We start from the raw sequence: 20,510 nt of genomic DNA, 5'->3' as shown, positions 1-20,510 counted from the left end.
GCCCTTACTGCTCGCCCTTGTAGATGCCGACCAGCTTGTCGAGCATCGCCAGTGCGTCCTCGCGGCTGCGCTGGAAGGTGTTGCGGCCGATGATCGATCCGTTGCCGCCGCCGTCGCGGATGTCGATCGCGTCCTGATAGACCGCGTCGGCGCCCTTGGCCGCGCCGCCCGAGAACACGACGATGCGGCGGCCGTTGAAGCAGCTCTGGACGACGTGTTTCACCCGGTCGGACTGTTTCGAGAAATCGTGGCCCTCATACGCCTTTTTCGCGTCGGCCTGCTCGATGTGATCGCTCGGCAGCTTCACCTTGATGATGTGCGCGCCCATCAGCGCGGCCATGTGCGCGGCATAGGCGCCGACGTCGAGGGCGAGCTCGCCCGATTTGGGTAGCGCGCCGCCGCGCGGATAGGACCACAAAACTGTCGGAATGCCGACCGACTTGGCCTCCGCCGACAGCTCCTTGATCTCCTCCATCATGTCGAACACGTCGTCCGAGCCGGGATAGATGGTGAAGCCGATCGCCGCGCAGCCGAGACGCAGGGCGTCGTCGACCCCGCCGGTCAGCGCCTGGTTGGCGCCGGTCGCCCAGCTGTTCGACGAATTGCACTTGAGGATCGTCGGAATCTGCCCGGCGAAGGTGTCGGCCCCTGCTTCGAGCATGCCGAGCGGCGCGGCATAGGCGCTGAGGCCCGCGTCGATCGCCATCTGATAGTGATAGTGCGGGTCGTAGGCGGGCGCGTTGACCGCGAAGCTGCGCGCCGGGCCGTGTTCGAAGCCCTGGTCGACCGGCAGGATCACCAGCTTGCCGGTGCCGCCCAGACGCCCCTGCATCAGGATGCGCGCCAGATTGCCCTTCACGCCGGGATTGTCGGATTCATAGTTGGCGAGAATGGCCTTCACGGTCGGCGTCATGCGGGGCTCCCGGTGATCGGTATGCGAGGGTGCATACGTATGTTGCGGCGCTGTTAGCGGGGGATGTGGTGGGCGGCAACCGGGGGGCATTCGCCCCGTCCCCAAAAACCCGTTCGCTTCGAGTAGGGATCGAGCTTGTCGAGAGCCCGTATCGAGAGGGCTCTCCTGGGGCACCCACCTCTTGATACTGCATCTCGACAAGCTCGACGCCTACTCGAGGCAAACGGATTTGGTGAGAGGCTTGGGGTGAGGGGCTGGGCGGCGAGCCGGCGTCCCCTACCCCTTCAGCGCCGCGACGCCGGGCAGGTCCTTCCCTTCCATCCACTCCAGGAAGGCGCCGCCGGCGGTCGAAACGAAAGTGAAGCTGTCAGCCACATCCGCCTGGTTCAGCGCGGCGACGGTGTCGCCTCCGCCTGCAACCGACACCAGCCCGCCCTCCTTGGTCAGCGCCGCGGCGGTGCGGGCGAGCGCGACGGTGGCGGTGTCGAAGGGGGGCGTCTCGAATGCGCCGAGCGGGCCATTCCAGACCAACGTGCGGCAATTCTTCAGGACGTCGCCCAGCGCCTCGGTCGCTGCGGGGCCGACGTCGAGGATCATCTCGTCGGCAGCGACTTCGTGGACGTTGACGGTGCGGATTGGCGGGTTGGCCCTGAATTCCTTCGCGACGACGACGTCATACGGCAGGTGGACGGTGCAGCCGGCCTTGTCGGCAGCGTCGAGAATGTCCTCGGCGGTCTGGGCAAGGTCGTGCTCGCACAGGCTCTTGCCGACATCGACGCCGCGGGCGGCGAGGAAAGTGTTGGCCATGCCGCCGCCGATGATGAGGTGGTCGACCTTCGCCACCATCTGGCGCAGCACGTCGAGCTTCGACGACACCTTCGCGCCCCCGACGACCGCGGCGACCGGGTGTTCGGGGTTGCCGAGCGCCTTGTCGAGCGCGTCGAGCTCGGCCTCCATCGCGCGGCCCGCGAAGGCCGGCAGCGCGCGGGCGAGCCCCTCGGTCGAGGCGTGTGCGCGGTGGGCGGCGGAGAAGGCGTCGTTGACGTACAGGTCGCCGAGTTCCGACATCATCGCTGTGGTTTGCGCGTCGTTCTTCTCCTCGCCTGCGAGGAAGCGCGTGTTCTCCAGCACTGCGATGTCGCCGGGCTGGAGCGTGGCGACCGCTTCCGCTGCGCCGTCCCAATCGACGAAGCGTACCGGGCGGCCCAACACCGCCTCATACGGTTTCGTAACAATTGCCAGGCTCATCGACGGGTCGCGCTGGCCCTTGGGGCGGCCGAAATGCGCGAGGATCAGGACGATCGCGCCCTTGTCGGCGAGTTCGGCGACGGTCGCCAAAGTCGCGCGAAACCGCGTGTCGTCGGTGACCTTGCCGTCGGCCATCGGCACGTTCAGATCCTCGCGGACCAGCACGCGCTTGCCCGCCACATCGCCGATGTCGTCCAGAGTCCTGAAATCGCGGCTCATTCTTCGATCCTTATCGTGTCGCCGACGGCGATGACGCCGCCCGTTATCACCATCGTACAGGCGCCCCCACGCCAGTCCGGGGTCAGCGCGGCGCGCAACCCCTCGGCCAGCGCCTCCATCCGTTCGCACGGATCGGTTTCGCGAGTGACCTCCAGCACGACATCCGCCCCGATCCGCAAGCGCACGCCCGGCGTCTGCGGCAGGTCGAGCCCATCGACGAGCAGGTTCGCGCGGCGCTGTTCCCAAGGGATCGCGTGGCCGACTTCAACCATCGCCGCGTCCCAGTCGGCGCGCTCCATCAGGGTGATCTGGCGGCGATAGGGCTTGCCCTTCATCGCGCCGCGGAAGTCGCCGACGATGCCGCCCTCGAGCGTGACGTGCGCGCGCTCGAGGGTTTCCATCGGCGCCTTGGAGCGCGGATGGCGGGCGATGCCGGCGACGGTGGCCATCACGCCCCCAATCCGTTCGCCTCGAGTAGGGATCGAGCACAGTCGAGAGCCCGTGTCGAGAGGTTCTCGCTTGGGGCAGCCCCCTCTCGATACGTCATTTCGACAAGCTCGACGACTACTCGAGGCGAACGGTTTGGGAGGGGCACGGCTACCTCGCCAAGCCTAGATAAACTTCGCCATCGCCGCCGCGGTATCGACCATGCGGTTCGAGAAGCCCCATTCATTGTCGTACCAGCTGACGACGCGCACCAGCTTGCCGTCCAGGACCGCGGTTTCCAGGCTGTCGATGGTCGAGGACGCCGGCGTGTGGACGATGTCGATCGAGACGAGCGGTTCGTCGGAATAGACGAGAACGCCCTTCAGCGGGCCTTCCTCCGACGCTTTCTTCAGGATCGCGTTCACTTCCTCGACGGTGGTGTCGCGCTTGGGCGTGAAGGTCAGGTCGATCAGGCTGCCGTCCGGCACCGGCACGCGGATCGCAGATCCGTCGAGCTTGCCCTTCAGTTCTGGCAGCACTTCGCCGACCGCTCGGGCGGCGCCGGTGGTCGTCGGGATCATGCTCATCGCCGCAGCACGGGCGCGGCGCAGGTCGGGGTGGATCTGGTCGAGGATCTTCTGGTCGTTGGTATAGGCGTGGACGGTCGTCATCAGGCCGCGCTCGATGCCGACGGTATCGTTCAGCACCTTGGCGACCGGTGCGAGGCAGTTGGTCGTGCACGACGCGTTCGAGACGATGTCGTGCCCGGCCTCCAGCTTGTCGTTGTTGACGCCGTACACGACGGTCAGGTCGACGCCCTTGGCGGGGGCGGAGATCAGCACTTTCTTGGCGCCACCCGCGATGTGCTTCTGCGCGCTTTCACGATCGGTGAAGAAGCCGGTGCATTCCAGCACGATGTCGACGCCGTGCTGCCCGTGCGGCAGGTTGGCGGGATCGCGCTCGGCGGTGACGGCGATCTTCTTGCCGTCGATCACTAGGTCATTGCCCTCGGCGCTGACGGTGCCGGGGTATTTGCCGTGGACGCTGTCGCGGCTGAACAGCCACGCGTTCGACTTGGCGTCGGCAAGGTCGTTGATGGTGACGAGCTCCAGCCCGCAATCCGGGCGCTCCAGGATCGCGCGTGCCACGAGCCGCCCGATGCGGCCGAAGCCGTTGATCGCAACCTTCACCGTCATGCCGTCTGCTCCTTCAGCTTAGCGATGACCTGCGGCGCGATGGCGTCCGCGGTCAGTCCGAAATGTTCGTAGAGATCTTCCGCGGGCGCCGACGCACCGAACCGGTCGAGGCCGAAGCGCAGGCCCTGCACCATCGTGTAGCGTTCCCAGCCGATCGTCGTGCCCGCCTCGATCGAGACGCGCAGGATCTGGGAGGGGTCGGCGAACGGCAGGACGTCCTCGCGGTACGCGGTGTCCTGCGCGTCGAAGCGCGACCAGCACGGCATCGACACGACGTCGGCACCCACACCTTCGCTCTCAAGCCGGTCGGCGACCGCGACCGCGATCTCGACCTCCGACCCGCTGGCGATCAGGATGACGCGGCGGGGCGACGACGCGGCGCGCAGGCGGTAACCGCCCTTGGCCGCGAGCATTTCGCCAGTGCCGTCACGCTGTTGCGACAGGTTCTGGCGGCTGAGTGCCAGGAGCGACGGCCCGTCCTTGCGCGCGATCGCGCAAGCCCACGCCTCCGCCGTCTCGACCGAATCGCACGGACGCCACACGTCAAGGTTGGGGATCAGGCGCAGCGACATGACGTGCTCGACCGGCTGGTGGGTCGGGCCGTCCTCGCCGAGCCCGATGGAGTCGTGCGTCATCACGAACGCGACCCGCGCGCGCTGAAGCGCGGCCAGCCGGATCGCCGGGCGGGCGTAGTCGGAGAAGACCAGGAAGGTGCCGCCATAGGGCACGATGCCGCCGTGCAGCGCCATGCCGTTCATAGCAGCCGCCATGCCGAATTCGCGGATGCCGTAGTGGATATAGCGCCCGGCATAATCGCCGGCCGTGATCGTCTCTGTCGTCGCCTTCGTCTGCGTGTTGTTCGAGGGGGTGAGATCCGCCGATCCGCCGATCAGCGCCGGATAGGCGGCGGTCAGCTTTTCGAGCGCCAGTTCGCTCGACTTGCGCGTCGCGACCTTCGCCCCGCCCCGCCCGACATCGTCGAGCGCGATCCTGCCGAGTTCGGCGAGGTCGAAGTCGCCCGCCATGCGCGCGGTGAAATCGGCGCCCTTGGCGTCGCTTGCGAGCCGGTCCTGCCACGCAGCATGAGGTTCAGCCGCCTGTCGGCCCGCCGCGCGCCACGTCTCTGCAACGTCGTCGGGCACCGTGAACAGGGCGTCGTTCAGCCCAAGCGCGACGCGCGTAGCCGCGACTTCGTCCTTGCCGAGCGGAGAGCCGTGGACCTTGTGGCTGCCCTCCTTGTTCGGGGCGCCCTTGCCGATGATCGTGCGGCAACGGACCAGCGTCGGCTTGTCCTCGACACCGATCGCCGCGTCGAAGGCTGCGGCGATGCTGGCGGTATCGTGACCGTCGCATTCGACGACGTGCCAGCCGGTCGCTTCATAACGGGCGGGAATGTCCTCGCTGGTCGAGAGCGACGTCGCGCCGTCGATGGTGATGCGGTTGTCGTCCCACAGCACGATCAGCCGCCCGAGGCCCAGATGCCCGGCAAGACCGATCGCCTCGTGGTTGATGCCCTCCATCAGGCACCCGTCGCCGGCGACGACCCAGGTACGGTGATCGACCAGCGCGTCGCCGTATTCGGCATTCAGGTGCCGCTCCGCGATCGCCATGCCGACCGCCATCGCCAGCCCCTGCCCCAGCGGGCCGGTGGTGCATTCGACACCCGGCAGCAGGAAATTCTCGGGATGGCCGGCGCACGGGCTGGTCAGCTTCCGGAAATTGCGGATGTCGTCGAGCGTCGGCTGCGCATAGCCGGTCAGATACAGCAGGCTGTAGATCAGCATCGATCCATGCCCCGCCGACAGCACGAAGCGGTCCCGGTCGGGCCATTTGGGATCGGCGGGATCGTATTTCAGATATTTCGTGAACAGGACGGTAGCGACGTCGGCCATCCCCATCGGCATGCCGGGATGGCCGGAATTGGCGGCTTCCACCGCATCCATCGACAGCGCCCGGATGGCGTTGGCGAGCTGGGCGTCGGAGGCGGCCATGAATTCTCCTGCGGGTCGCGCGGCGAACAAGTGCCGCGCGGGCCTTTGCGCATCGTCGCCCGCTCCCGTCAACCGGCCCCGGCGGCGTCCGCACCGGCTTGTTCGGCACGAAGAAGGTGCTAAGCGAACGGCATGACCGAGCAAGCGCCTGAAAACGCACTGGAGCGGATCGACCGGGCGCTGGCCCGGATCGAGGCGGCAGCGACACGCAGCAGCGCGGCGACGTCCGCGTTGCAGGCCCGCCACGACCGGCTGCGCAGCCGGATCGGCCACGCCATCGCCGAACTCGATTCGTTGATCGCAGCCGAGGATGCCGACTGATGGCCGAAGTTACGCTGAGGATCGGCGGGCGCGCCCACACGGTCGCCTGCCGCGATGGCGGAGAGGCCGATCTGGAGGCGCTGGGCCGGCGGCTCGACGCGCATGCGCAGACCGCCTCGCGCGCTGCCGGCGGGCAGAGCGGGGAGCGCACCATGCTCTACATCGCCCTATTGCTGGCCGACGAACTGGCCGAGGCCGAGCGTGCGCCCGGGACCGGCCCGTCGTCCGCCGCGCTCGCCCGCATCGCCGAACGGCTCGAATCGATTGCCGCCGGCATCGAGGACGGCCTTGAGGATCACCGCGCGAGCGCCTAGATAGACAGGCGGCGGGCACTGCCCGGTACGAGCCTTTATTATCCCTGAGGCTATTCATCATCCAATGGGGGCTGTCCCTGCTAGGATCCTGGTCCAAAGCACATGGTTCCCACCTGACGTACCGTGCGTCAGTGGATAACCCGGCATACGGCCACGGCGGTCCCGCCACCGCTTCCCTTCCTGCAGGCGATCCGCGATGAGCGATGAAAAACGCATCCTGCGCGCCCGGATGCGCGCCGAGCGCGATGCCTTTGCGATGGCGAGCGACGCGGTGATCGCGGCGCCGCCCGAATTCCTGGACGCGCTGGCCGGCGCCCGCGTAGTCGCGTCGTACATCCCGATCGGCAGCGAGGCCGATCCGTCGGGGCTGGCGGCGGCGGCGCGGGCGGCGGGGTGCGTCGTCGCCCTGCCCCATGTCGTCGACCGCGCGACGCCGATGCGCTTCCTGGCGTGGGACGAGCGCGATCCGTTGCTTCCCGGGCCGTTCGGCCTGCGCCAGCCCGCCGACAGTGCGGCGGAGGTCGCGCCCGACATCATCCTGACGCCGCTGGTCGCGTTCGACGATGCGCTCAACCGGCTGGGGCAAGGTGCGGGGCATTACGACCGCGCCTTTGCCCGCTACCCCGATGCGTGGCGGCTGGGCGTCGCCTGGGCGATGCAGCGCCTGCTGATGCTGGAAACCGAAGCGTGGGACGTGCCGCTGCACGCGGTCGCCACCGAGAAGGGACTGATTCGATGACGCCGAGCTGGCGCAAGCCGGTCGGGATGCTGGGCATCCTGGCCTATGTCACGATCTGGGTGGTGGCGATCGCCAGCTTCAGCGGGGCGATCGGATCGCTGCCGGCGCTGGTCCAGCTGCCGATCTATCTGGTGGCGGGGATCGTGTGGATCTGTCCGCTGCGACCCGCGCTCCAGTGGATGGAAACCGGCCGCTGGCGCTGAGCCGCCGCGCGCGCACATCGACGATTTTCGGGAGGATTCCGCCCTTGCCGACCCTGCGGCAAGTGGCGCGAGTGACGGGGCTCGAACCCGCGACCTCCGGCGTGACAGGCCGGCGCTCTAACCAACTGAGCTACACCCGCTGACTTGCGGAGCGGCGCTGTTACGGCTCCGATCCGGGGGTGTCAACGACCCTTTTTGCGCGATGCATCATTCTTTTGCATCGCCGCGCCGAACGCGCAGTCGCGAGCCTTCGTCGGCCTGCGACACCAGCATCCCCCGCTCGAACAGGAAGCCCGCGACATCGGGGCGGCCGGCGGCGTCGAGCACGGTCTGGATGATGATGAGGAGCGGCACCGCCAGCAGTGCGCCGGGCGTTCCCCACACCCATCCCCAGAAGCTCAGCGAGATGAGGATCATGATCGGGTTGATCGTCAGGCGGTGGCCGACGACCAGCGGGGTGATCGCGTTCGCCTCCACCAGATGCGCGCCCGCCATGATCGCGGCGGGCAGCAGCGCCCACCAGATGTCCTGGAAGGTCATCAGCCCGCCGAGCGCCAGCAGCGCCGCCGCGAGGATCGGCCCGAGATAGGGCACATAGTTGAGCAGCGCGACCAGACCGCCCCACATCAGCGGCGTCGGCATGCCGATCGCCCACAGCAGGCCCGAGACGATGAGCCCGAGGCAGATGTTGATGAGCGTGATCGTGCCGAGATAGGCCGAGGTATCGTCGACGACGTCCTGGATGACGCGCGCGGTCGCCATCGCGCCGCCGAAGCTGGTCCGCCGCGTGATCGCCGCGCGCCGCGTGCGCGTCCACCCGGCGAGGAAGAAATAGATGACGAGGATCGCGAAGAACATCTCGATGAAGGCGGACGGCGCCGACGTCGCGAACAGCTCGACGATCGATCGCGGCGGGGCGACCGGCGCGGTCTGCTGACGCTGCGGCGCGTCGGCCATCTGGCGCAGCGTCTTGTTCACGAATTTCTCGAGGTTCGAATACAGATCGATGACCGGCGACAGGTTGTGCTGGATGGTGTCGATGCGGTCGGGCAGGATCCGCACCCATTGCCACGCCGGAACGACGATCGACGCGAGCGCCACGTTGACGGCGGCAAGGAACAGCAGCACGCACAGCAGCGCGGCGAGGCCCGACGGCACGCGGCGGCGCTCCAGCCACTCCAGCATCGGCACCATCGCGATGGCGATGACGATGGCGGCGGTGGTCGGCAGGAAGAAGCTCGCCCCTTGCTGCAACGCGAAGGGCATCGCCAGCAGCAACAGCGCACCCATGATGAGCGCGATCGCCGCGAGCAGGCGGTCGCGGCGCAGGCTGGGATCCTCGACCGGTGCCTGATCCTGTTCCGCCATCTCGTCCGCCACGCCCGTCTCCTTCGCCGCGCACCCTACGCGCATTCCCTGTCCGGGGAATAGCGGATAGTCTGATCCGTATGGGAGAGACTTTGCTGGTCATCGACGAGGGCACGACCTCGACCCGGGCGATGCTGTTCGCCCCCGACGGACGCGTGCTGGGCAGCCGATCGGCGCCGCTGACGCAATCCTATCCGCGGCCCGGCTGGGTCGAGCATGACGCTGCGGAAATCTGGGAACGGTCCGCCGCGTGCGCGCAGGCGATGGTGGAACTGGCCGGCGGTCCGGACCGGGTCGCCGCGATCGGCATCACCAATCAGCGCGAGACGGTGGTGTTCTGGGACCGGACGACCGGCGAACCGTTGGCGCCGGCGATCGTGTGGCAGGACCGGCGCACCGCCGACACGTGCCGAACCCTGCGCGACGCGGGCGAGGAAGCCGGCGTGCAGGCGCGCACCGGCCTGTTGCTCGACCCCTATTTCAGCGCGACCAAGATCGCCTGGGCGCGCGAGCACTGGCCGGCAGTGCGCGACGCTAACGACCGGCTGGCGGTGGGGACGGTCGAAAGCTGGCTGGTGTGGAAGCTGACCGGGGGGGAGAACCGCGGCGGGCTGCACGTCACCGACGCCACCAACGCGTCGCGCACGCTGTTGATGGGGCTTGGCAGCGGGCAGTGGGACGACGGGCTGCTCTCACTGTTCGACGTGCCGCGAAGCATTCTGCCCGAGATCGTCGATTGCGCAGGACCGATCGGTCGGACGACGCGCTTCGGCGGATCGATTCCCATCTGCGGCATGGCGGGGGACCAACAGGCGGCGACGATCGGACAGGCGTGCCTGACGCCCGGCGAGACCAAGGCGACGTTCGGCACCGGCGCGTTCGTGCTGACCCAGTACGGCCAGCAGTTGCCGCAATCGAAGAACCGCCTGCTCGCCACCGTCGCGTGGCAGTTGGGCGGCGTGCGCGCCTATGCGCTGGAGGGGTCGGTGTTCGTCGCCGGCAGCCTGATCCAGTGGCTGCGCGACGCGGTCGGCCTGATCGGCACCGCGGCGGAGACCGAAGCGCTGGCGCGCAGCGTCGCCGACAATGGCGGCGTTTACGTGGTGCCGGCACTGTCGGGGCTCGGCGCGCCGTGGTGGGAGCCCGACGCGCGGGGCAGCATCTCCGGCCTCAGCTTCGCCGCGACCCGTGCGCACATCGTTCGCGCCGCGCTCGAATCGATGGCGCATCAGGCCCATGACCTGAAGACTGCCTTTGCCGCCGATGGAGCGGACTGGTCGCTCCTCAGGATAGACGGCGGCATGGTCGCCAACGACTGGATGGCGCAGGACCTGGCCGACATACTGGACGTGACGGTCGAGCGACCGGCGATGGCGGAGACGACGGCGCTGGGCGCGGCGATGATGGCCGGGGTCGGCTGCGGCCTGTTCGCCGGGCTGGAGCAGGCAGCGGCGATGCGCGGGCCGGTGCAGCGTTTCACCCCCGCGGGCAATGCCGTGGCGCGCGGCAGGCGGCTGAACGGATGGCGCGACGCGGTCGCCCGCGTCCGCGATCAGTCCCCCTGCGACCCGTCGTCGAGATAAAGGTAGCCGCCCTCGAATTCGGCGACGCGCGCCAGGCCGGCGAAATCGTGGATGGTGACGCGGCGATGCGCGATCGTGACCAGCCCGTCGTTGCGCAGCCGGCCGATGGTGCGGTTCGCGTGCACACTGGTGAGGCCGCACGCCTCGCCGATGTCCTGCTGGGTCAGCGGGAAATCGAAGCTGCCGTCCTTGACCAGCCCCACCACGCGCAGCCGCTCGTGCAGCTCGCACAGCAGATGCGCGACGCGGCCGAGCGCGCTCAACCGTCCGATCCGGAAGATCCATTCGCGGTGCATCGCCGCGTCGAGCAGCGTGCTGAACCACAGCAGGCGAGCAAGGTGCGGGAATTCGACGACGATCCGGAACAGCCGGTCGTGCGGCACCGTCGCCACCCGGCACGCGCTGAGCGTCCCGACATCGTGGTCGAGCCGTTCCAGGGGGAAGCCGTGGAGATCGACGAAATCGCCCGGCACCTGCAACGCGACGATCTGACGCTGGCCGTCGCGCGAATCGACGTAGCGGCACATCCACCCCTCCAGCAGCAAGGTGCTGGCGCGCAGTCGTTCGCCCCGTTCGACGATGCGGGTGCGCGCGGGGATCGCTCGGACTTCGGTCGCGGCCCCTTCCAGCGCGCGCTTTTCGACGTCGCTCAGCTCGCCGCGGCGGCGGCCACACAGGAAAAGATCGGTCAGCATCGCGGCCCCTTCTACTCGTTTCTTCACGGACGGACAGCCACCGCGAAAAATCACGCTGATCTGGATCAGGCGCCGTGCCGGAAGCGCAACGATTAGCGTGTTGCCGGGTTGTGGGCAGCATGCAAACCGTCGAATTTTCCACCGACGAACCCGTCGTCGATGCCTTCCGCGATTTCGTCGCCGATGCCAGCTTTCCCTGTGTCGGGGCGAAGTCGGCGCTGTCACGCGGTAACATGCACTTCCTGGTGGCGCGCGACATCGCATCGGCGTGGGACGACATGCGCATCTATTCGGCGCTGTACCGCTTCGTGGGCGACTATCGCGCCGATCGCTCGCTGTTCCGCTCGTTCGTGTTGCTGTTCGAAACGGCGCCGACCTCGGGAGAGGAGGAATTCGAGCGCAACCTGTGGGCGCGGCTTCAGTCGCTCAGCGACAAGGACGACTGGCTGGGGCAGCGACCCGACCCGCGCGTCAGCGGCGATCCCGACGATCCGCATTTCTCGCTGAGCTTCGCGGGCGAGGCGTTCTTCGTCGTCGGGCTGCACCCCGCCGCCAGTCGCCCGGCGCGACGCTTCCGCGCGCCGGCGCTCGTCTTCAACCTGCACGACCAGTTCGAGCAGCTGCGCAGCGACGGGCGGTACGAAAAACTGCGCAGCTCTATCCTGACCCGCGACGTCGCGCTGGCGGGGTCGGAAAATCCGATGCTGGCGCGGCACGGCAGCGTGTCGGAAGCGCGCCAGTACAGCGGGCGTGCGGTCGGCGCCGACTGGCGCTGCCCCTTCTCCGGCCGCGGGAGCAACCGCGATGCGGCATGAGATTGCGCGCCGTTCCGGCGTCGGCTTCGAACTGCGCGAGGGGCAGACGCTGACCGTCTATGATCCGCGCGGGGAGCAGGTTGCGGACCTCCTTGCGTACAACCGCGCCGACATTCGCGAGGTGATTTCGTCCGGGCGGACGCTGGATTACGCCAGCAAGCTGTTCATCGGTGTCGGCGATCCGCTCTATTCGAACCGCAGCAACGTGATGCTCGACATCGTGTCCGACAGCGTCGGGCGCCACGACTTCCTGCTGACTCCGTGTTCGAAGGACACGTTCCGGATCATCTACGGCGACGATGCGCCGCACCACGGGTGCTTCGGCAACCTCGAACGCGCGTTGGCGCCGTGGGGGGTGGAGCCGGACATGATCCCGACCGCCTTCAATTGCTTCATGAACGTCTCGGTCGATTTCGAAACCGGCGCGCTCAGCGTCGATCCGCCGCGCAGCAAAGCGGGCGACCACATTGCGTTCGTGGCGCGGATGGACCTGATTATCGGCCTGACCGCGTGTTCGGCGCTGCAATCGAACAACGGCAGCTTCAAGCCGATCGAATATGAGATTTCGGGCTAGCCCCAGTTCGTGCTGAGCCTGTCGAAGCACGTGTCGTTCGAGACACGCACTTCGACAAGCTCAGTGCGAACGGTGTTGATGGCGGTGCGCGCCCTTCAGGCCGCCGCCCGGTCGGCGAACATCTCCTTCAGATCCTTTTTCAAGATCTTGCCGTTGGCATTGCGCGGCAGGGTTTCCTCCACGAAACGGATGGCGACCGGCACCTTGAAATTGGCTAGGCGCTCGCGAACCCAAGTCTGCAATTCGCCCTCGGTCGCCTCCGTGCCGGGTGACAGATGGACGACCGCGACCGGTTCCTCGCCGAGCGTGCGGTGCGGCACGCCGATCAGCGCGCAGTCGGTGACGGCGGGGTGCGCGTAGAGCACGTCCTCGACCTCGCTCGAATAGATGTTCTCGCCGCCGCGGATCACGATATCCTTGGCGCGATCGACGATGTAGCAGAACCCCTCGTCATCGACGCGCGCCAGGTCGCCTGTGCGGACCCAGCCGTCGATGAAGGTCGCCGCGGTCGCCTCCGGCTTGTTCCAATAGCCCTTCACGACCATCGGGCCGCGCGCCCAGAGTTCGCCGACCTCTCCCACCGGCATTTCGAACACGCCGTCGACGTCCATTATCTTCAGGTCGGCGGTGGCGACCGGCGTGCCGCAGCTGGTCGGGCGGTTGAGGTAATCCTCACCCCCGTTCATCGTCACGGTCGCGGTCGTCTCGGTCATACCCCATCCGTTGGAAGGCAGCGCGCCGAACTCCTGGTAGATACGCTTGACCAGCTCGGGCGCGGACGGCGCGCCGCCGTAGGCGATCATCTCCAGGCTCGACAGGTCGTAGTTGGCGCGGTCGGGATGCTCGAGCAACTGCCACGCGATCGTCGGCACGCCGCCGGTCACCGCCACCCGCTCACGCGCGATGATCTCCATCGCCGCGACCGGATCCCATTTGCGCATGAACACCAGCGTGTTGCCCGCCGCGATCGCGCCCATCATCGTCGCCGAACAGGCGGTGACGTGGAACAGCGGGATGACGGTCAGCATCGTCTTCGGCACCGGATCGGGGATCGGTTCGCCCCGGCGCAGCAGCATCCGCGCCGCGGCATAGCCCGACGACATGATGTTGGTGACGAAATTGCGGTGGGTGCCGAGCGCCCCCTTCGGCGCGCCGGTGGTGCCGCTGGTGTAGAAGATCGTCGCGTCGTCGTCCGGGTGGATGTCGGTCTGGGGGAACGGAATGTCGGGCAGCGATGCCCAGCTGTCGGGCGTGCCGATCAGATCCTCGATCGCCCCGGCCTTCCCCTCCAGCGGGATGCGGGCCCGCGCGACGAAGACCCGTTCCAGATCGGGCAGCGCGTCATAGCATTGCGCGAGGCGGGCATGGCGCTCGGCATCGACGAACAGCATCCGCGCACCCGAATCGCGCATGCCATATTCCAGCTCGCCACCGGTCCACCAGGCGTTGAGCGGCACCGCGATCGCGCCGAGCGCCACCGTTGCGAAGAAGATCACCGGCCATTCGGGCAGGTTCCGCATGGTCAGCGCGACGCGGTCGCCCTTCCCCACGCCCATCTCGCGCATCCGGGTGGCAAGATGCGCGACGGCGCGCACCGTCGCGTCGTAGCTGATCCGCTCGCCCTCATGGACTATGAACGCGCGGTCGCCGTGGCTGCGCCCGAACTGGATCAGCAGCGACAGATTGGGCGGCGCATTCTTCCACACCCGCGTCGGCACGCCGCCGACCGACACCGTATCCATTTCGAACCGCTCGCCGGGCGCACACAGCAGCGCCTTCGCCTGCTCCTGCGTCATCCTGGGCCATGCGGGATCGAGGGCGATCAGGGGTTTTTCGGCCAAGGCGCGCTCTCCAGTTGAATATTCGGTTTGGGCGCGGACGCCGGTTCCCGACACGGTTTAGTGTTGATTCGCGCGGCGCTCAAGGCGATAGAGACGCCGCACCCGCCGGGCGGGCCGCCGGTAATGTTTCGAAACAGGGGTATGGGCCAGCCATGACAATCGCGAAGCCCGAGGATCATGGCTTCGACGCCGGTCGCCTGGCCCGGATCGATGCCTTCCTCGACGCGAATTACGTCGCCAACGGCAAGCTGCCCAACGCGCAACTGCTGATCGGTCGCGACGACGCGATCGTCCACCTGTCGTCGATGGGCGCGGCGCGGGAAGGCGGCGCGGCGGTCGATGACGCCAGCCTGTTCCGCATCGCCAGCATGACCAAGCCGGTGACGTCGGTCGCGTTCATGCAATTGGTCGAGGAGGGTCGGGTCGCGCTCGACACCCCGGTCCACCACGTCGTCCCCGAACTGAAGGGCGTCGGCGTCTACAACGGCGGCGGTGCCGGCATGGCGTTCGCGACCAAGCCAACCGCCGAGCCTATGCGGATGATCGACCTGCTGCGGCACACGTCGGGGCTCACCTACGGGTTCCAGAACCGTTCGAACATCGACGCCGCCTACCGCGAGGGCAGGATCGAAAGCTGGCACGGCAACCTCGACCTCGACGGCTTCGCCGCGGCGCTGGGGAAGCTGCCGCTCGAGTTTTCACCCGGTGAGGCGTGGAACTACTCGGTATCGACCGACCTTCTCGGGCTGGTCGTGCAGCGTGTCGCCGAAATGCCGCTGGCCGAAGTATTCCGCACCCGCATCTTCGCGCCGCTCGGCATGCACGACACCTTCTTCGAAGTGCCCGCCGACAAGATCGATCGCCTGACCGACTGCTATACGCTGGCGCCCGGCAAAGGCCGCGTGATGTACGACCAGGGAGCGGCATCGGCGTGGAGCCGGGCGCCTAAGCTGGTCTCCGGCGGCGGCGGGCTGGTCTCGACCGCGCTCGACTATCATCGGTTCTGCCGGATGCTGCTGGATGGCGGCACGCTGGACGGCGCGCGCATCCTTTCGCGCAAGTCGGTCGCGCTGATGACGATGAATCACCTGCCCGGGAGCGCCGACCTTGCCAGCATGAGCCGGTCGATGTTTTCGGAAGCGACCAACGCCGGGGTCGGCTTCGGCCTCGGCTTCGCGGTCACCATCGACGTCGCGCCGACACTGGTACCGGGATCGGTCGGCGAATTCTACTGGGGCGGGCTGTTCTCGACCGCGTTCTTCATCGATCCCGTGGAGCGCATCATCATGATCTTCATGACGCAAATGTCGCCCAGCAACACCTATCCGATCCGCCGCGAACTGAAGACGATGATCTATTCGGCGCTGAATTGACCTAATTCCCACCGTTCGTTTCGAGCGCAGTCGAGAAACGTGACCGATGCCCCGCCACCCGTTTCTCGACTTCGCTTGAAACGAACGGATGAGTTTGAAAGGAAATCCATGACCAACCCCATCACCACCCGCAAGGACGGCAACGTCTTGGTCATCACGTCGAACAACCCGCCGGTCAACGCGCTCGGCGCCGCGGTGCGTCAGGGGCTCGAGGCCGGGATCAAGGAGGGCCTGGCCGACCCGCAGGTCGAGGCGATGGTCATCCGTTGCGAAGGGCGCACGTTCTTCGCGGGTGCCGACATCACCGAATTCGGCAAGGCGATGCAGGAACCGGGCCTGCCGACGGTCGTCGACCAGATCGAGGCATCGACCAAGCCGGTCATCGCCGCGATCCACGGCACGGCGCTGGGCGGCGGGTGCGAGGTGACCCTCGGCTGCCACTACCGGATTGCGGTACCATCGGCGAAGATCGGCACGCCCGAGGTGAAGCTCGGCCTGCTGCCCGGCGCCGGCGGCACACAGCGCCTGCCACGCATCGCCGGCGTGAAACTGGCGCTGGAGATGACCGCGAAGGGCGACCCCATTCCCGCCAAGGTCGCGCAGGGCGCGGGCCTAATCGACCGGCTCGCCGGCGAGGACAGCCTGGAAGCCGATGCCATCGCCTTCGCCCGCGAAGTGATCGGCAAGCCCCTGCCCCGTGCTTCCGAGAAGTCGGTCGAGGCCGATCCCGACGCGGTCGCTGCCTTCACCAAGGAAAATGCCCGCCGCTTCCGCGGGTTCGAGGCACCCGCCGCCAACATCGCCTGCGTCGAGAAGGCTGCATCCGGCGCGAGCTTCGAGGAAGGCATCGCGTTCGAGCGCGAGCAGTTCATGAAACTGATGTTCGGCGTCCAGTCCGCCGCCCAGCGCCATATCTTCTTCGCCGAGCGCAAGGCCGCGAAGATCGACGACGTTGCCGAGGACACGAAGCTGCGCGACATCCGCAAGGTCGGCGTGATCGGCGCCGGCACGATGGGCGGCGGCATCTCGATGAACTTCCTGTCGGCCGGCATTCCCGTCACGATCGTCGAGATGCAGCAGGAGGCGCTCGACCGCGGCACCGGCACCATCCGCAAGAACTACGAAGCCAGCGCCGCCAAGGGCCGCATGAAGCCAGAGCAGGTCGAGGCCGCGATGGGCGCGCTCACCCCGACGCTGAAGATGGAAGACCTCGCCGACTGCGATCTCGTGATCGAGGCAGTGTATGAGGAGATGGGCGTCAAGAAGGACATCTTCGGCAAGCTCGACGCGATCTGCAAGCCGGGCGCGATCCTGGCGTCGAACACCTCCTACCTCGACGTGAACGAGATCGCGGCGAGCACGAAGCGTCCCGAGGACGTGGTGGGCATGCACTTCTTCTCGCCGGCCAATGTCATGAAGCTGCTCGAGGTCGTGCGCGGCGACAAGACCGCGGGCGACGTGCTGGCGACCGTCATGGCGCTGGCGAAAAAGATCAGGAAGGTCGCGGTGGTCGCCGGCGTCTGCCACGGCTTCATCGGCAACCGTATGCTGATGCCGCGCCAGGTCGAGGCGATGAAGTTGCTGATGGAGGGCGCCACGCCCGAGCAGATCGACCGCGTGCATGTCGAATTCGGGATGCCGATGGGGCCATTCCAGATGAGCGATCTGGCCGGTGTGGACATCGGCTGGCACCGCGACCCGACTCGGATCGAAAGCATCCGCGACGCGCTCGCCGCCGAGAACCGCTGGGGTCAGAAGACCAAGGCCGGCTTCTACGACTATGACGACAAGCGGAATCCGTCGGCGTCCCCTCGCGTCGCAGAAATCATCGAGGACTTCCGCAAGAAGACCGGCACCGCGCAGCACGAGGTGACCGACCAGGAGATCGTCGAGCGCACGCTGTACCCGATGGTCAACGAAGGCGCGCTGATCCTGGAGGAAGGCAAGGCGCAGCGGGCGTCGGACATCGATGTCGTGTGGATCTACGGCTACGGCTGGCCGGTCTATCGCGGCGGGCCGATGTTCTGGGCTGATACCGAGGGCCTGCCGAAGATCGTGGCGGGACTCGAGAAGCACGGTTTTGCGGTGGCGAAGCTGCTGAAGGACAAGGCCGACAAGGGCGAGCGGTTCAATTGACGATGCGGGGAGGGTCGCCCCTCCCCCGTTCGTGCTGAGCGAAGTCGAAGCACATGCCCCAAACGCATTGCCCGTGACACGTCCTTCGACAAGCTCAGGACGAACGGTGGAGTAGTTAATATGACCCAAGACCTCGAAACCTTCCGCAGCGAAACCCGCGCCTGGCTGGAGGAAAACTGCCCGCCGTCGATGCGCGAGCCCGTCCGGTCGGAGAAGGACGCATGCTGGGGCGGGCGCGACCAGTCGATGCTGACCCCGGACCAGAAGCTGTGGATGGATCGCATGGCCGCGCGCGGCTGGACGGTGCCGGACTGGCCCAAGGCCTATGGCGGCGGTGGGCTGTCGGCGGCGGAAACGAAGATCCTGCGCGAAGAAATGGCGCGGATCCGCGCACGCAATCCGCTCAATTCCTTCGGCATCTCGATGCTCGGGCCGGCGCTGCTGAAATACGGGACCGAGGAGCAGAAGCTCGATCACCTCACCAAGATCGCGCGCGGCGAAATCCGCTGGTGCCAAGGCTATTCGGAACCCAACGCCGGCTCCGACCTCGCCGGGCTGGCGGCATCCGCCGAGGACAAGGGCGACCATTTCCTGGTCAACGGGCAGAAGGTCTGGACCAGCTACGCCGACAAGGCCGACTGGATTTTCTGCCTCGTCCGCACCGACAGGACGACGAAGCAAGGCGGCATCAGCTTCGTCCTGTTCGACATGGCGTCGGAAGGCGTGTCGACGAAGCCGATCCTGCTGATCTCGGGCTATTCGCCGTTCTGCGAAACCTTCATGGACAATGTGAAGGTGCCCAAGGCAAACCTGGTCCACGAACTCAACAAGGGTTGGGACGTCGCTAAATATCTGCTCGGGCATGAGCGCGAGATGATCTCCGGCATGGGGCTGTCGTCGCCCGGCGGCAATCCGCTGATCGACGGCGCGATCGCCGCTATCGGGCTCGATCACGACGGGCGGCTCGCCGATCCGCTGCTGCGTGCCAGCCTCGCGCTGTTCGAGGTGCGCAGCAAGGCGTTCGGGATGATGTCGGAGCGTTTCATCGACGAACTGAAGGCCGGACGCTCGCACCCCGCGCAGCCGAGCATGATGAAATACTACGGCACCGAACTGAACAAGGCGCGCCACGAACTCATCATGGCCGCTGGCGGGACGGACACGCTGGAGTGGGAAAGCGACGCCTCGAACGGCGGTGCCGCTGCGCGCGCGTGGCTGCGCACCAAGGCGAATTCGATCGAAGGCGGGACGAGCGAGGTGCAGCTGAACATCATCGCCAAGCGCATCCTGGAATTGCCGTCCTGACCGTCACCCCAGCGAAAGCTGGGGTCTCCCGCAACCTAGCGCGCCCTTGCGGCGCAAGATCCCAGCTTCCGCTGGGATGACGGAGTTACAAATGCCGCTATTCCTGAACGACGAACAGACGATGCTCCGGGATACCGCGAAGGAGTATGTCGCCGAGCACGCCCCGGTCGGCCACATGCGGCGCCTGCGCGATGCCAAGGATGCGACCGGTTTCGATCGGACGCTGTGGAAATCCTTTGCCGAGATGGGCTTCACCGGCATCCTGATCCCCGAGGCCGACGGAGGCCTGGGTCTTGGCCATGTCGAGGCAGGCGTCGTGCTGGAGGAGATCGGGCGCAATCTGACGCCCTCCCCCTTCCTCACGACCGCGGTCGCTGCGGTATCGGCGCTGGGCGGCACCGCGCACGCCGCGCGCTGGTTCCCCGGCATCCTTTCGGGCGACACCGTCGCGGCGCTGGCAATCGATGAAGGCCCCAAGCACCGCACCGACATCGCCCTGAAGGCCGAGCGCGCCGGCAACGGGTTCCGGTTGAGCGGCACCAAGCGGTTCGTGACCCACGGCCATGTCGCCGACCTGCTGATCGTGGCGGCCCGCACCGCCGGCGCAGCCGGCGAGAAGGACGGCGTGACGCTGTTCGCCGTCGAAGCGGGCGCCGCGGGGCTCGCCAACGATCCGCAGCGGCTGGCCGACAGCAGCTTCGCATCGCGACTGACCTTCGATGGCGTCGAGGTCGATGCAGATGCGGTGATCGGCGAGGTCGATGGCGGATGGAGTGGCCTCACCCGCCTGCTCGCAGCCGGCCGGACCGGCGCGTCGGCGGAAATGCTCGGCGTCGGCGGCGGGGCGATGGACATGACCGTCGCCTATCTCAAGGAGCGCAAGCAATTCGGCGTGCCGATCGGCAGCTTCCAGGCGCTCCAGCACCGCGCCGCGCATCTGTATTCCGAAATGGAGGTCGCGCGGGCCGCGACGCTGAAGGCGCAGCAACTGCTCGATGCGAGCGATCCCGGCGCGGATGCCGCGGTGTCGGTCGCAAAGGCGATGACCGGCCTCGCCACTACGCTGTCGGTGCAGGAGGGCATCCAGATGCACGGCGGTATCGGCATGACCGACGAATACGACATCGGCTTCTACATGAAGCGCGCGCGGGTGCTGGCGGAGATGTTCGGCGACACCAATTTCCACACGGACCAGCTGGCGCGCGCGGCGGGATATTGACGACTGAGTTCCTCCCCGTTCACGGGGAGGG

The 20,510-nt window shown here is 67.3% G+C and carries 19 protein-coding genes and 1 tRNA gene; 11 read left to right on the top strand and 9 right to left on the bottom strand.

All coding sequences use genetic code 11. The annotated features are described in order from the left end of the window. Nucleotides 1-4: 4 nt before the first annotated feature. From M9980_RS04895 to tkt, 5 genes are all read right to left on the bottom strand, one after another. Nucleotides 5-913 (bottom strand): class I fructose-bisphosphate aldolase, encoded by a 909-nt coding sequence (locus M9980_RS04895; RefSeq protein WP_250754023.1) that lies wholly within the window; start codon nucleotides 911-913, stop codon nucleotides 5-7. Between the two features lie 276 nt (nucleotides 914-1,189). Beyond that, the gene (locus M9980_RS04890; RefSeq protein WP_250754020.1) at nucleotides 1,190-2,380 is read right to left on the bottom strand and encodes a phosphoglycerate kinase; all 1,191 of its coding nucleotides are present in this window, start codon (nucleotides 2,378-2,380) and stop codon (nucleotides 1,190-1,192) included. Then, on the bottom strand, nucleotides 2,377-2,829 hold the full coding sequence (locus M9980_RS04885; RefSeq protein ID WP_250755068.1) for an MOSC domain-containing protein: 453 nt from the start codon (nucleotides 2,827-2,829) through the stop codon (nucleotides 2,377-2,379). Before M9980_RS04885 ends, M9980_RS04890 begins: the two co-directional genes overlap by 4 nt. A gap of 162 nt (nucleotides 2,830-2,991) precedes the next feature. Beyond that, on the bottom strand, nucleotides 2,992-4,002 hold the full coding sequence (gap, locus tag M9980_RS04880; protein ID WP_250754017.1) for a type I glyceraldehyde-3-phosphate dehydrogenase: 1,011 nt from the start codon (nucleotides 4,000-4,002) through the stop codon (nucleotides 2,992-2,994). Then, a complete protein-coding gene (tkt, locus tag M9980_RS04875; RefSeq protein WP_250754014.1) occupies nucleotides 3,999-5,993 on the bottom strand; it encodes a transketolase in 1,995 nt (664 codons plus the stop codon). The genes gap and tkt overlap by 4 nt, the downstream gene beginning before the upstream one ends. Before the next feature lie 132 nt (nucleotides 5,994-6,125). Between tkt and M9980_RS04870 the strand changes: the two genes are divergently transcribed. The 4 genes from M9980_RS04870 to M9980_RS04855 all read left to right on the top strand — a co-directional run bounded on the left by M9980_RS04870 (nucleotide 6,126) and on the right by M9980_RS04855 (nucleotide 7,570). Continuing rightward, nucleotides 6,126-6,314 carry a hypothetical protein gene (locus M9980_RS04870; protein WP_250754011.1) on the top strand — a complete coding sequence of 63 codons (189 nt, stop codon included), beginning with the start codon at nucleotides 6,126-6,128 and terminating at the stop codon, nucleotides 6,312-6,314. Next, a complete protein-coding gene (locus tag M9980_RS04865; RefSeq protein WP_250754009.1) occupies nucleotides 6,314-6,628 on the top strand; it encodes a cell division protein ZapA in 315 nt (104 codons plus the stop codon). The genes M9980_RS04870 and M9980_RS04865 overlap by 1 nt, the downstream gene beginning before the upstream one ends. Before the next feature lie 196 nt (nucleotides 6,629-6,824). Beyond that, nucleotides 6,825-7,367, top strand: coding sequence for a 5-formyltetrahydrofolate cyclo-ligase (locus tag M9980_RS04860; protein ID WP_250754006.1), 543 nt, complete (start codon nucleotides 6,825-6,827; stop codon nucleotides 7,365-7,367). Beyond that, nucleotides 7,364-7,570, top strand: a complete 207-nt coding sequence (locus M9980_RS04855; protein ID WP_250754003.1) for a DUF2842 domain-containing protein — start codon at nucleotides 7,364-7,366, stop codon at nucleotides 7,568-7,570. Before M9980_RS04860 ends, M9980_RS04855 begins: the two co-directional genes overlap by 4 nt. 63 nt (nucleotides 7,571-7,633) lie before the next feature. Here the strand turns inward: M9980_RS04855 and M9980_RS04850 are convergent. Beyond that, nucleotides 7,634-7,710 (bottom strand) — tRNA-Asp (locus M9980_RS04850). 67 nt (nucleotides 7,711-7,777) lie between these two features. Further along, nucleotides 7,778-8,938: an AI-2E family transporter gene (locus tag M9980_RS04845; protein ID WP_250755066.1), complete on the bottom strand. Its 1,161-nt coding sequence runs from the start codon at nucleotides 8,936-8,938 to the stop codon at nucleotides 7,778-7,780. 80 nt (nucleotides 8,939-9,018) lie between these two features. Here M9980_RS04845 and glpK point away from each other — a divergent pair, with 80 nt between their 5' ends. Beyond that, nucleotides 9,019-10,521: a glycerol kinase GlpK gene (gene glpK, locus M9980_RS04840; protein ID WP_250754001.1), complete on the top strand. Its 1,503-nt coding sequence runs from the start codon at nucleotides 9,019-9,021 to the stop codon at nucleotides 10,519-10,521. On the opposite strand, the gene M9980_RS04835 is transcribed toward glpK, so the two are convergent. Next, nucleotides 10,491-11,216: a Crp/Fnr family transcriptional regulator gene (locus M9980_RS04835; protein WP_250753999.1), complete on the bottom strand. Its 726-nt coding sequence runs from the start codon at nucleotides 11,214-11,216 to the stop codon at nucleotides 10,491-10,493. The two genes, glpK and M9980_RS04835, sit on opposite strands and share 31 nt — an antisense overlap. Before the next feature lie 119 nt (nucleotides 11,217-11,335). Between M9980_RS04835 and gntA the strand changes: the two genes are divergently transcribed. Both gntA and M9980_RS04825 read left to right on the top strand, forming a co-directional pair. Then, nucleotides 11,336-12,031 carry a guanitoxin biosynthesis heme-dependent pre-guanitoxin N-hydroxylase GntA gene (gntA, locus tag M9980_RS04830; RefSeq protein WP_250753997.1) on the top strand — a complete coding sequence of 232 codons (696 nt, stop codon included), beginning with the start codon at nucleotides 11,336-11,338 and terminating at the stop codon, nucleotides 12,029-12,031. Further along, on the top strand, nucleotides 12,021-12,605 hold the full coding sequence (locus M9980_RS04825) for a DUF1989 domain-containing protein (RefSeq protein ID WP_250753995.1): 585 nt from the start codon (nucleotides 12,021-12,023) through the stop codon (nucleotides 12,603-12,605). The genes gntA and M9980_RS04825 overlap by 11 nt, the downstream gene beginning before the upstream one ends. 95 nt (nucleotides 12,606-12,700) lie before the next feature. Here the strand turns inward: M9980_RS04825 and M9980_RS04820 are convergent, their stop codons facing one another. Beyond that, nucleotides 12,701-14,401, bottom strand: coding sequence for a class I adenylate-forming enzyme family protein (locus M9980_RS04820; RefSeq protein WP_250755065.1), 1,701 nt, complete (start codon nucleotides 14,399-14,401; stop codon nucleotides 12,701-12,703). A 197-nt stretch (nucleotides 14,402-14,598) separates the two neighbouring features. Here M9980_RS04820 and M9980_RS04815 point away from each other — a divergent pair, with 197 nt between their 5' ends. The 4 genes from M9980_RS04815 to M9980_RS04800 all read left to right on the top strand — a co-directional run bounded on the left by M9980_RS04815 (nucleotide 14,599) and on the right by M9980_RS04800 (nucleotide 20,479). Further along, nucleotides 14,599-15,819 carry a serine hydrolase domain-containing protein gene (locus tag M9980_RS04815; protein WP_250753993.1) on the top strand — a complete coding sequence of 407 codons (1,221 nt, stop codon included), beginning with the start codon at nucleotides 14,599-14,601 and terminating at the stop codon, nucleotides 15,817-15,819. Nucleotides 15,820-15,927: 108 nt separating this feature from the next. Then, on the top strand, nucleotides 15,928-17,955 hold the full coding sequence (locus M9980_RS04810) for a 3-hydroxyacyl-CoA dehydrogenase NAD-binding domain-containing protein (RefSeq protein WP_250753991.1): 2,028 nt from the start codon (nucleotides 15,928-15,930) through the stop codon (nucleotides 17,953-17,955). A gap of 120 nt (nucleotides 17,956-18,075) precedes the next feature. Continuing rightward, complete coding sequence (locus M9980_RS04805) at nucleotides 18,076-19,260, top strand: acyl-CoA dehydrogenase family protein (protein WP_250753988.1); 1,185 nt, start codon at nucleotides 18,076-18,078, stop codon at nucleotides 19,258-19,260. A 91-nt stretch (nucleotides 19,261-19,351) separates the two neighbouring features. Continuing rightward, nucleotides 19,352-20,479: an acyl-CoA dehydrogenase family protein gene (locus tag M9980_RS04800; protein ID WP_250753985.1), complete on the top strand. Its 1,128-nt coding sequence runs from the start codon at nucleotides 19,352-19,354 to the stop codon at nucleotides 20,477-20,479. Nucleotides 20,480-20,510 lie beyond the last annotated feature (31 nt).

The sequence above is a fragment of the Sphingomonas donggukensis genome, assembly GCF_023674425.1.
GTDB lineage: Bacteria > Pseudomonadota > Alphaproteobacteria > Sphingomonadales > Sphingomonadaceae > Sphingomonas > Sphingomonas donggukensis.
Note: the sequence above shows the minus strand (reverse complement) of the source record. Positions and strands in the feature narration are given on the sequence as shown.

Excerpts from the sequence above, each read along its gene's own strand:
- M9980_RS04805 (WP_250753988.1), top strand. The coding sequence starts at position 18,076 with ATGACCCAAGACCTCGAAACCTTCCGCAGCGAAACCCGCGCCTGGCTG.
- M9980_RS04825 (WP_250753995.1), top strand. The coding sequence starts at position 12,021 with ATGCGGCATGAGATTGCGCGCCGTTCCGGCGTCGGCTTCGAACTGCGC.
- M9980_RS04800 (WP_250753985.1), top strand. The coding sequence starts at position 19,352 with ATGCCGCTATTCCTGAACGACGAACAGACGATGCTCCGGGATACCGCG.
- M9980_RS04815 (WP_250753993.1), top strand. The coding sequence starts at position 14,599 with ATGACAATCGCGAAGCCCGAGGATCATGGCTTCGACGCCGGTCGCCTG.
- glpK (WP_250754001.1), top strand. The coding sequence starts at position 9,019 with ATGGGAGAGACTTTGCTGGTCATCGACGAGGGCACGACCTCGACCCGG.
- M9980_RS04865 (WP_250754009.1), top strand. The coding sequence starts at position 6,314 with ATGGCCGAAGTTACGCTGAGGATCGGCGGGCGCGCCCACACGGTCGCC.
- M9980_RS04870 (WP_250754011.1), top strand. The coding sequence starts at position 6,126 with ATGACCGAGCAAGCGCCTGAAAACGCACTGGAGCGGATCGACCGGGCG.
- M9980_RS04810 (WP_250753991.1), top strand. The coding sequence starts at position 15,928 with ATGACCAACCCCATCACCACCCGCAAGGACGGCAACGTCTTGGTCATC.
- M9980_RS04895 (WP_250754023.1), bottom strand. The coding sequence starts at position 913 with ATGACGCCGACCGTGAAGGCCATTCTCGCCAACTATGAATCCGACAAT.
- tkt (WP_250754014.1), bottom strand. The coding sequence starts at position 5,993 with ATGGCCGCCTCCGACGCCCAGCTCGCCAACGCCATCCGGGCGCTGTCG.
- M9980_RS04855 (WP_250754003.1), top strand. The coding sequence starts at position 7,364 with ATGACGCCGAGCTGGCGCAAGCCGGTCGGGATGCTGGGCATCCTGGCC.
- M9980_RS04820 (WP_250755065.1), bottom strand. The coding sequence starts at position 14,401 with ATGACGCAGGAGCAGGCGAAGGCGCTGCTGTGTGCGCCCGGCGAGCGG.
- gap (WP_250754017.1), bottom strand. The coding sequence starts at position 4,002 with ATGACGGTGAAGGTTGCGATCAACGGCTTCGGCCGCATCGGGCGGCTC.
- M9980_RS04890 (WP_250754020.1), bottom strand. The coding sequence starts at position 2,380 with ATGAGCCGCGATTTCAGGACTCTGGACGACATCGGCGATGTGGCGGGC.
- M9980_RS04860 (WP_250754006.1), top strand. The coding sequence starts at position 6,825 with ATGAGCGATGAAAAACGCATCCTGCGCGCCCGGATGCGCGCCGAGCGC.
- gntA (WP_250753997.1), top strand. The coding sequence starts at position 11,336 with ATGCAAACCGTCGAATTTTCCACCGACGAACCCGTCGTCGATGCCTTC.
- M9980_RS04885 (WP_250755068.1), bottom strand. The coding sequence starts at position 2,829 with ATGGCCACCGTCGCCGGCATCGCCCGCCATCCGCGCTCCAAGGCGCCG.
- M9980_RS04835 (WP_250753999.1), bottom strand. The coding sequence starts at position 11,216 with ATGCTGACCGATCTTTTCCTGTGTGGCCGCCGCCGCGGCGAGCTGAGC.
- M9980_RS04845 (WP_250755066.1), bottom strand. The coding sequence starts at position 8,938 with ATGGCGGAACAGGATCAGGCACCGGTCGAGGATCCCAGCCTGCGCCGC.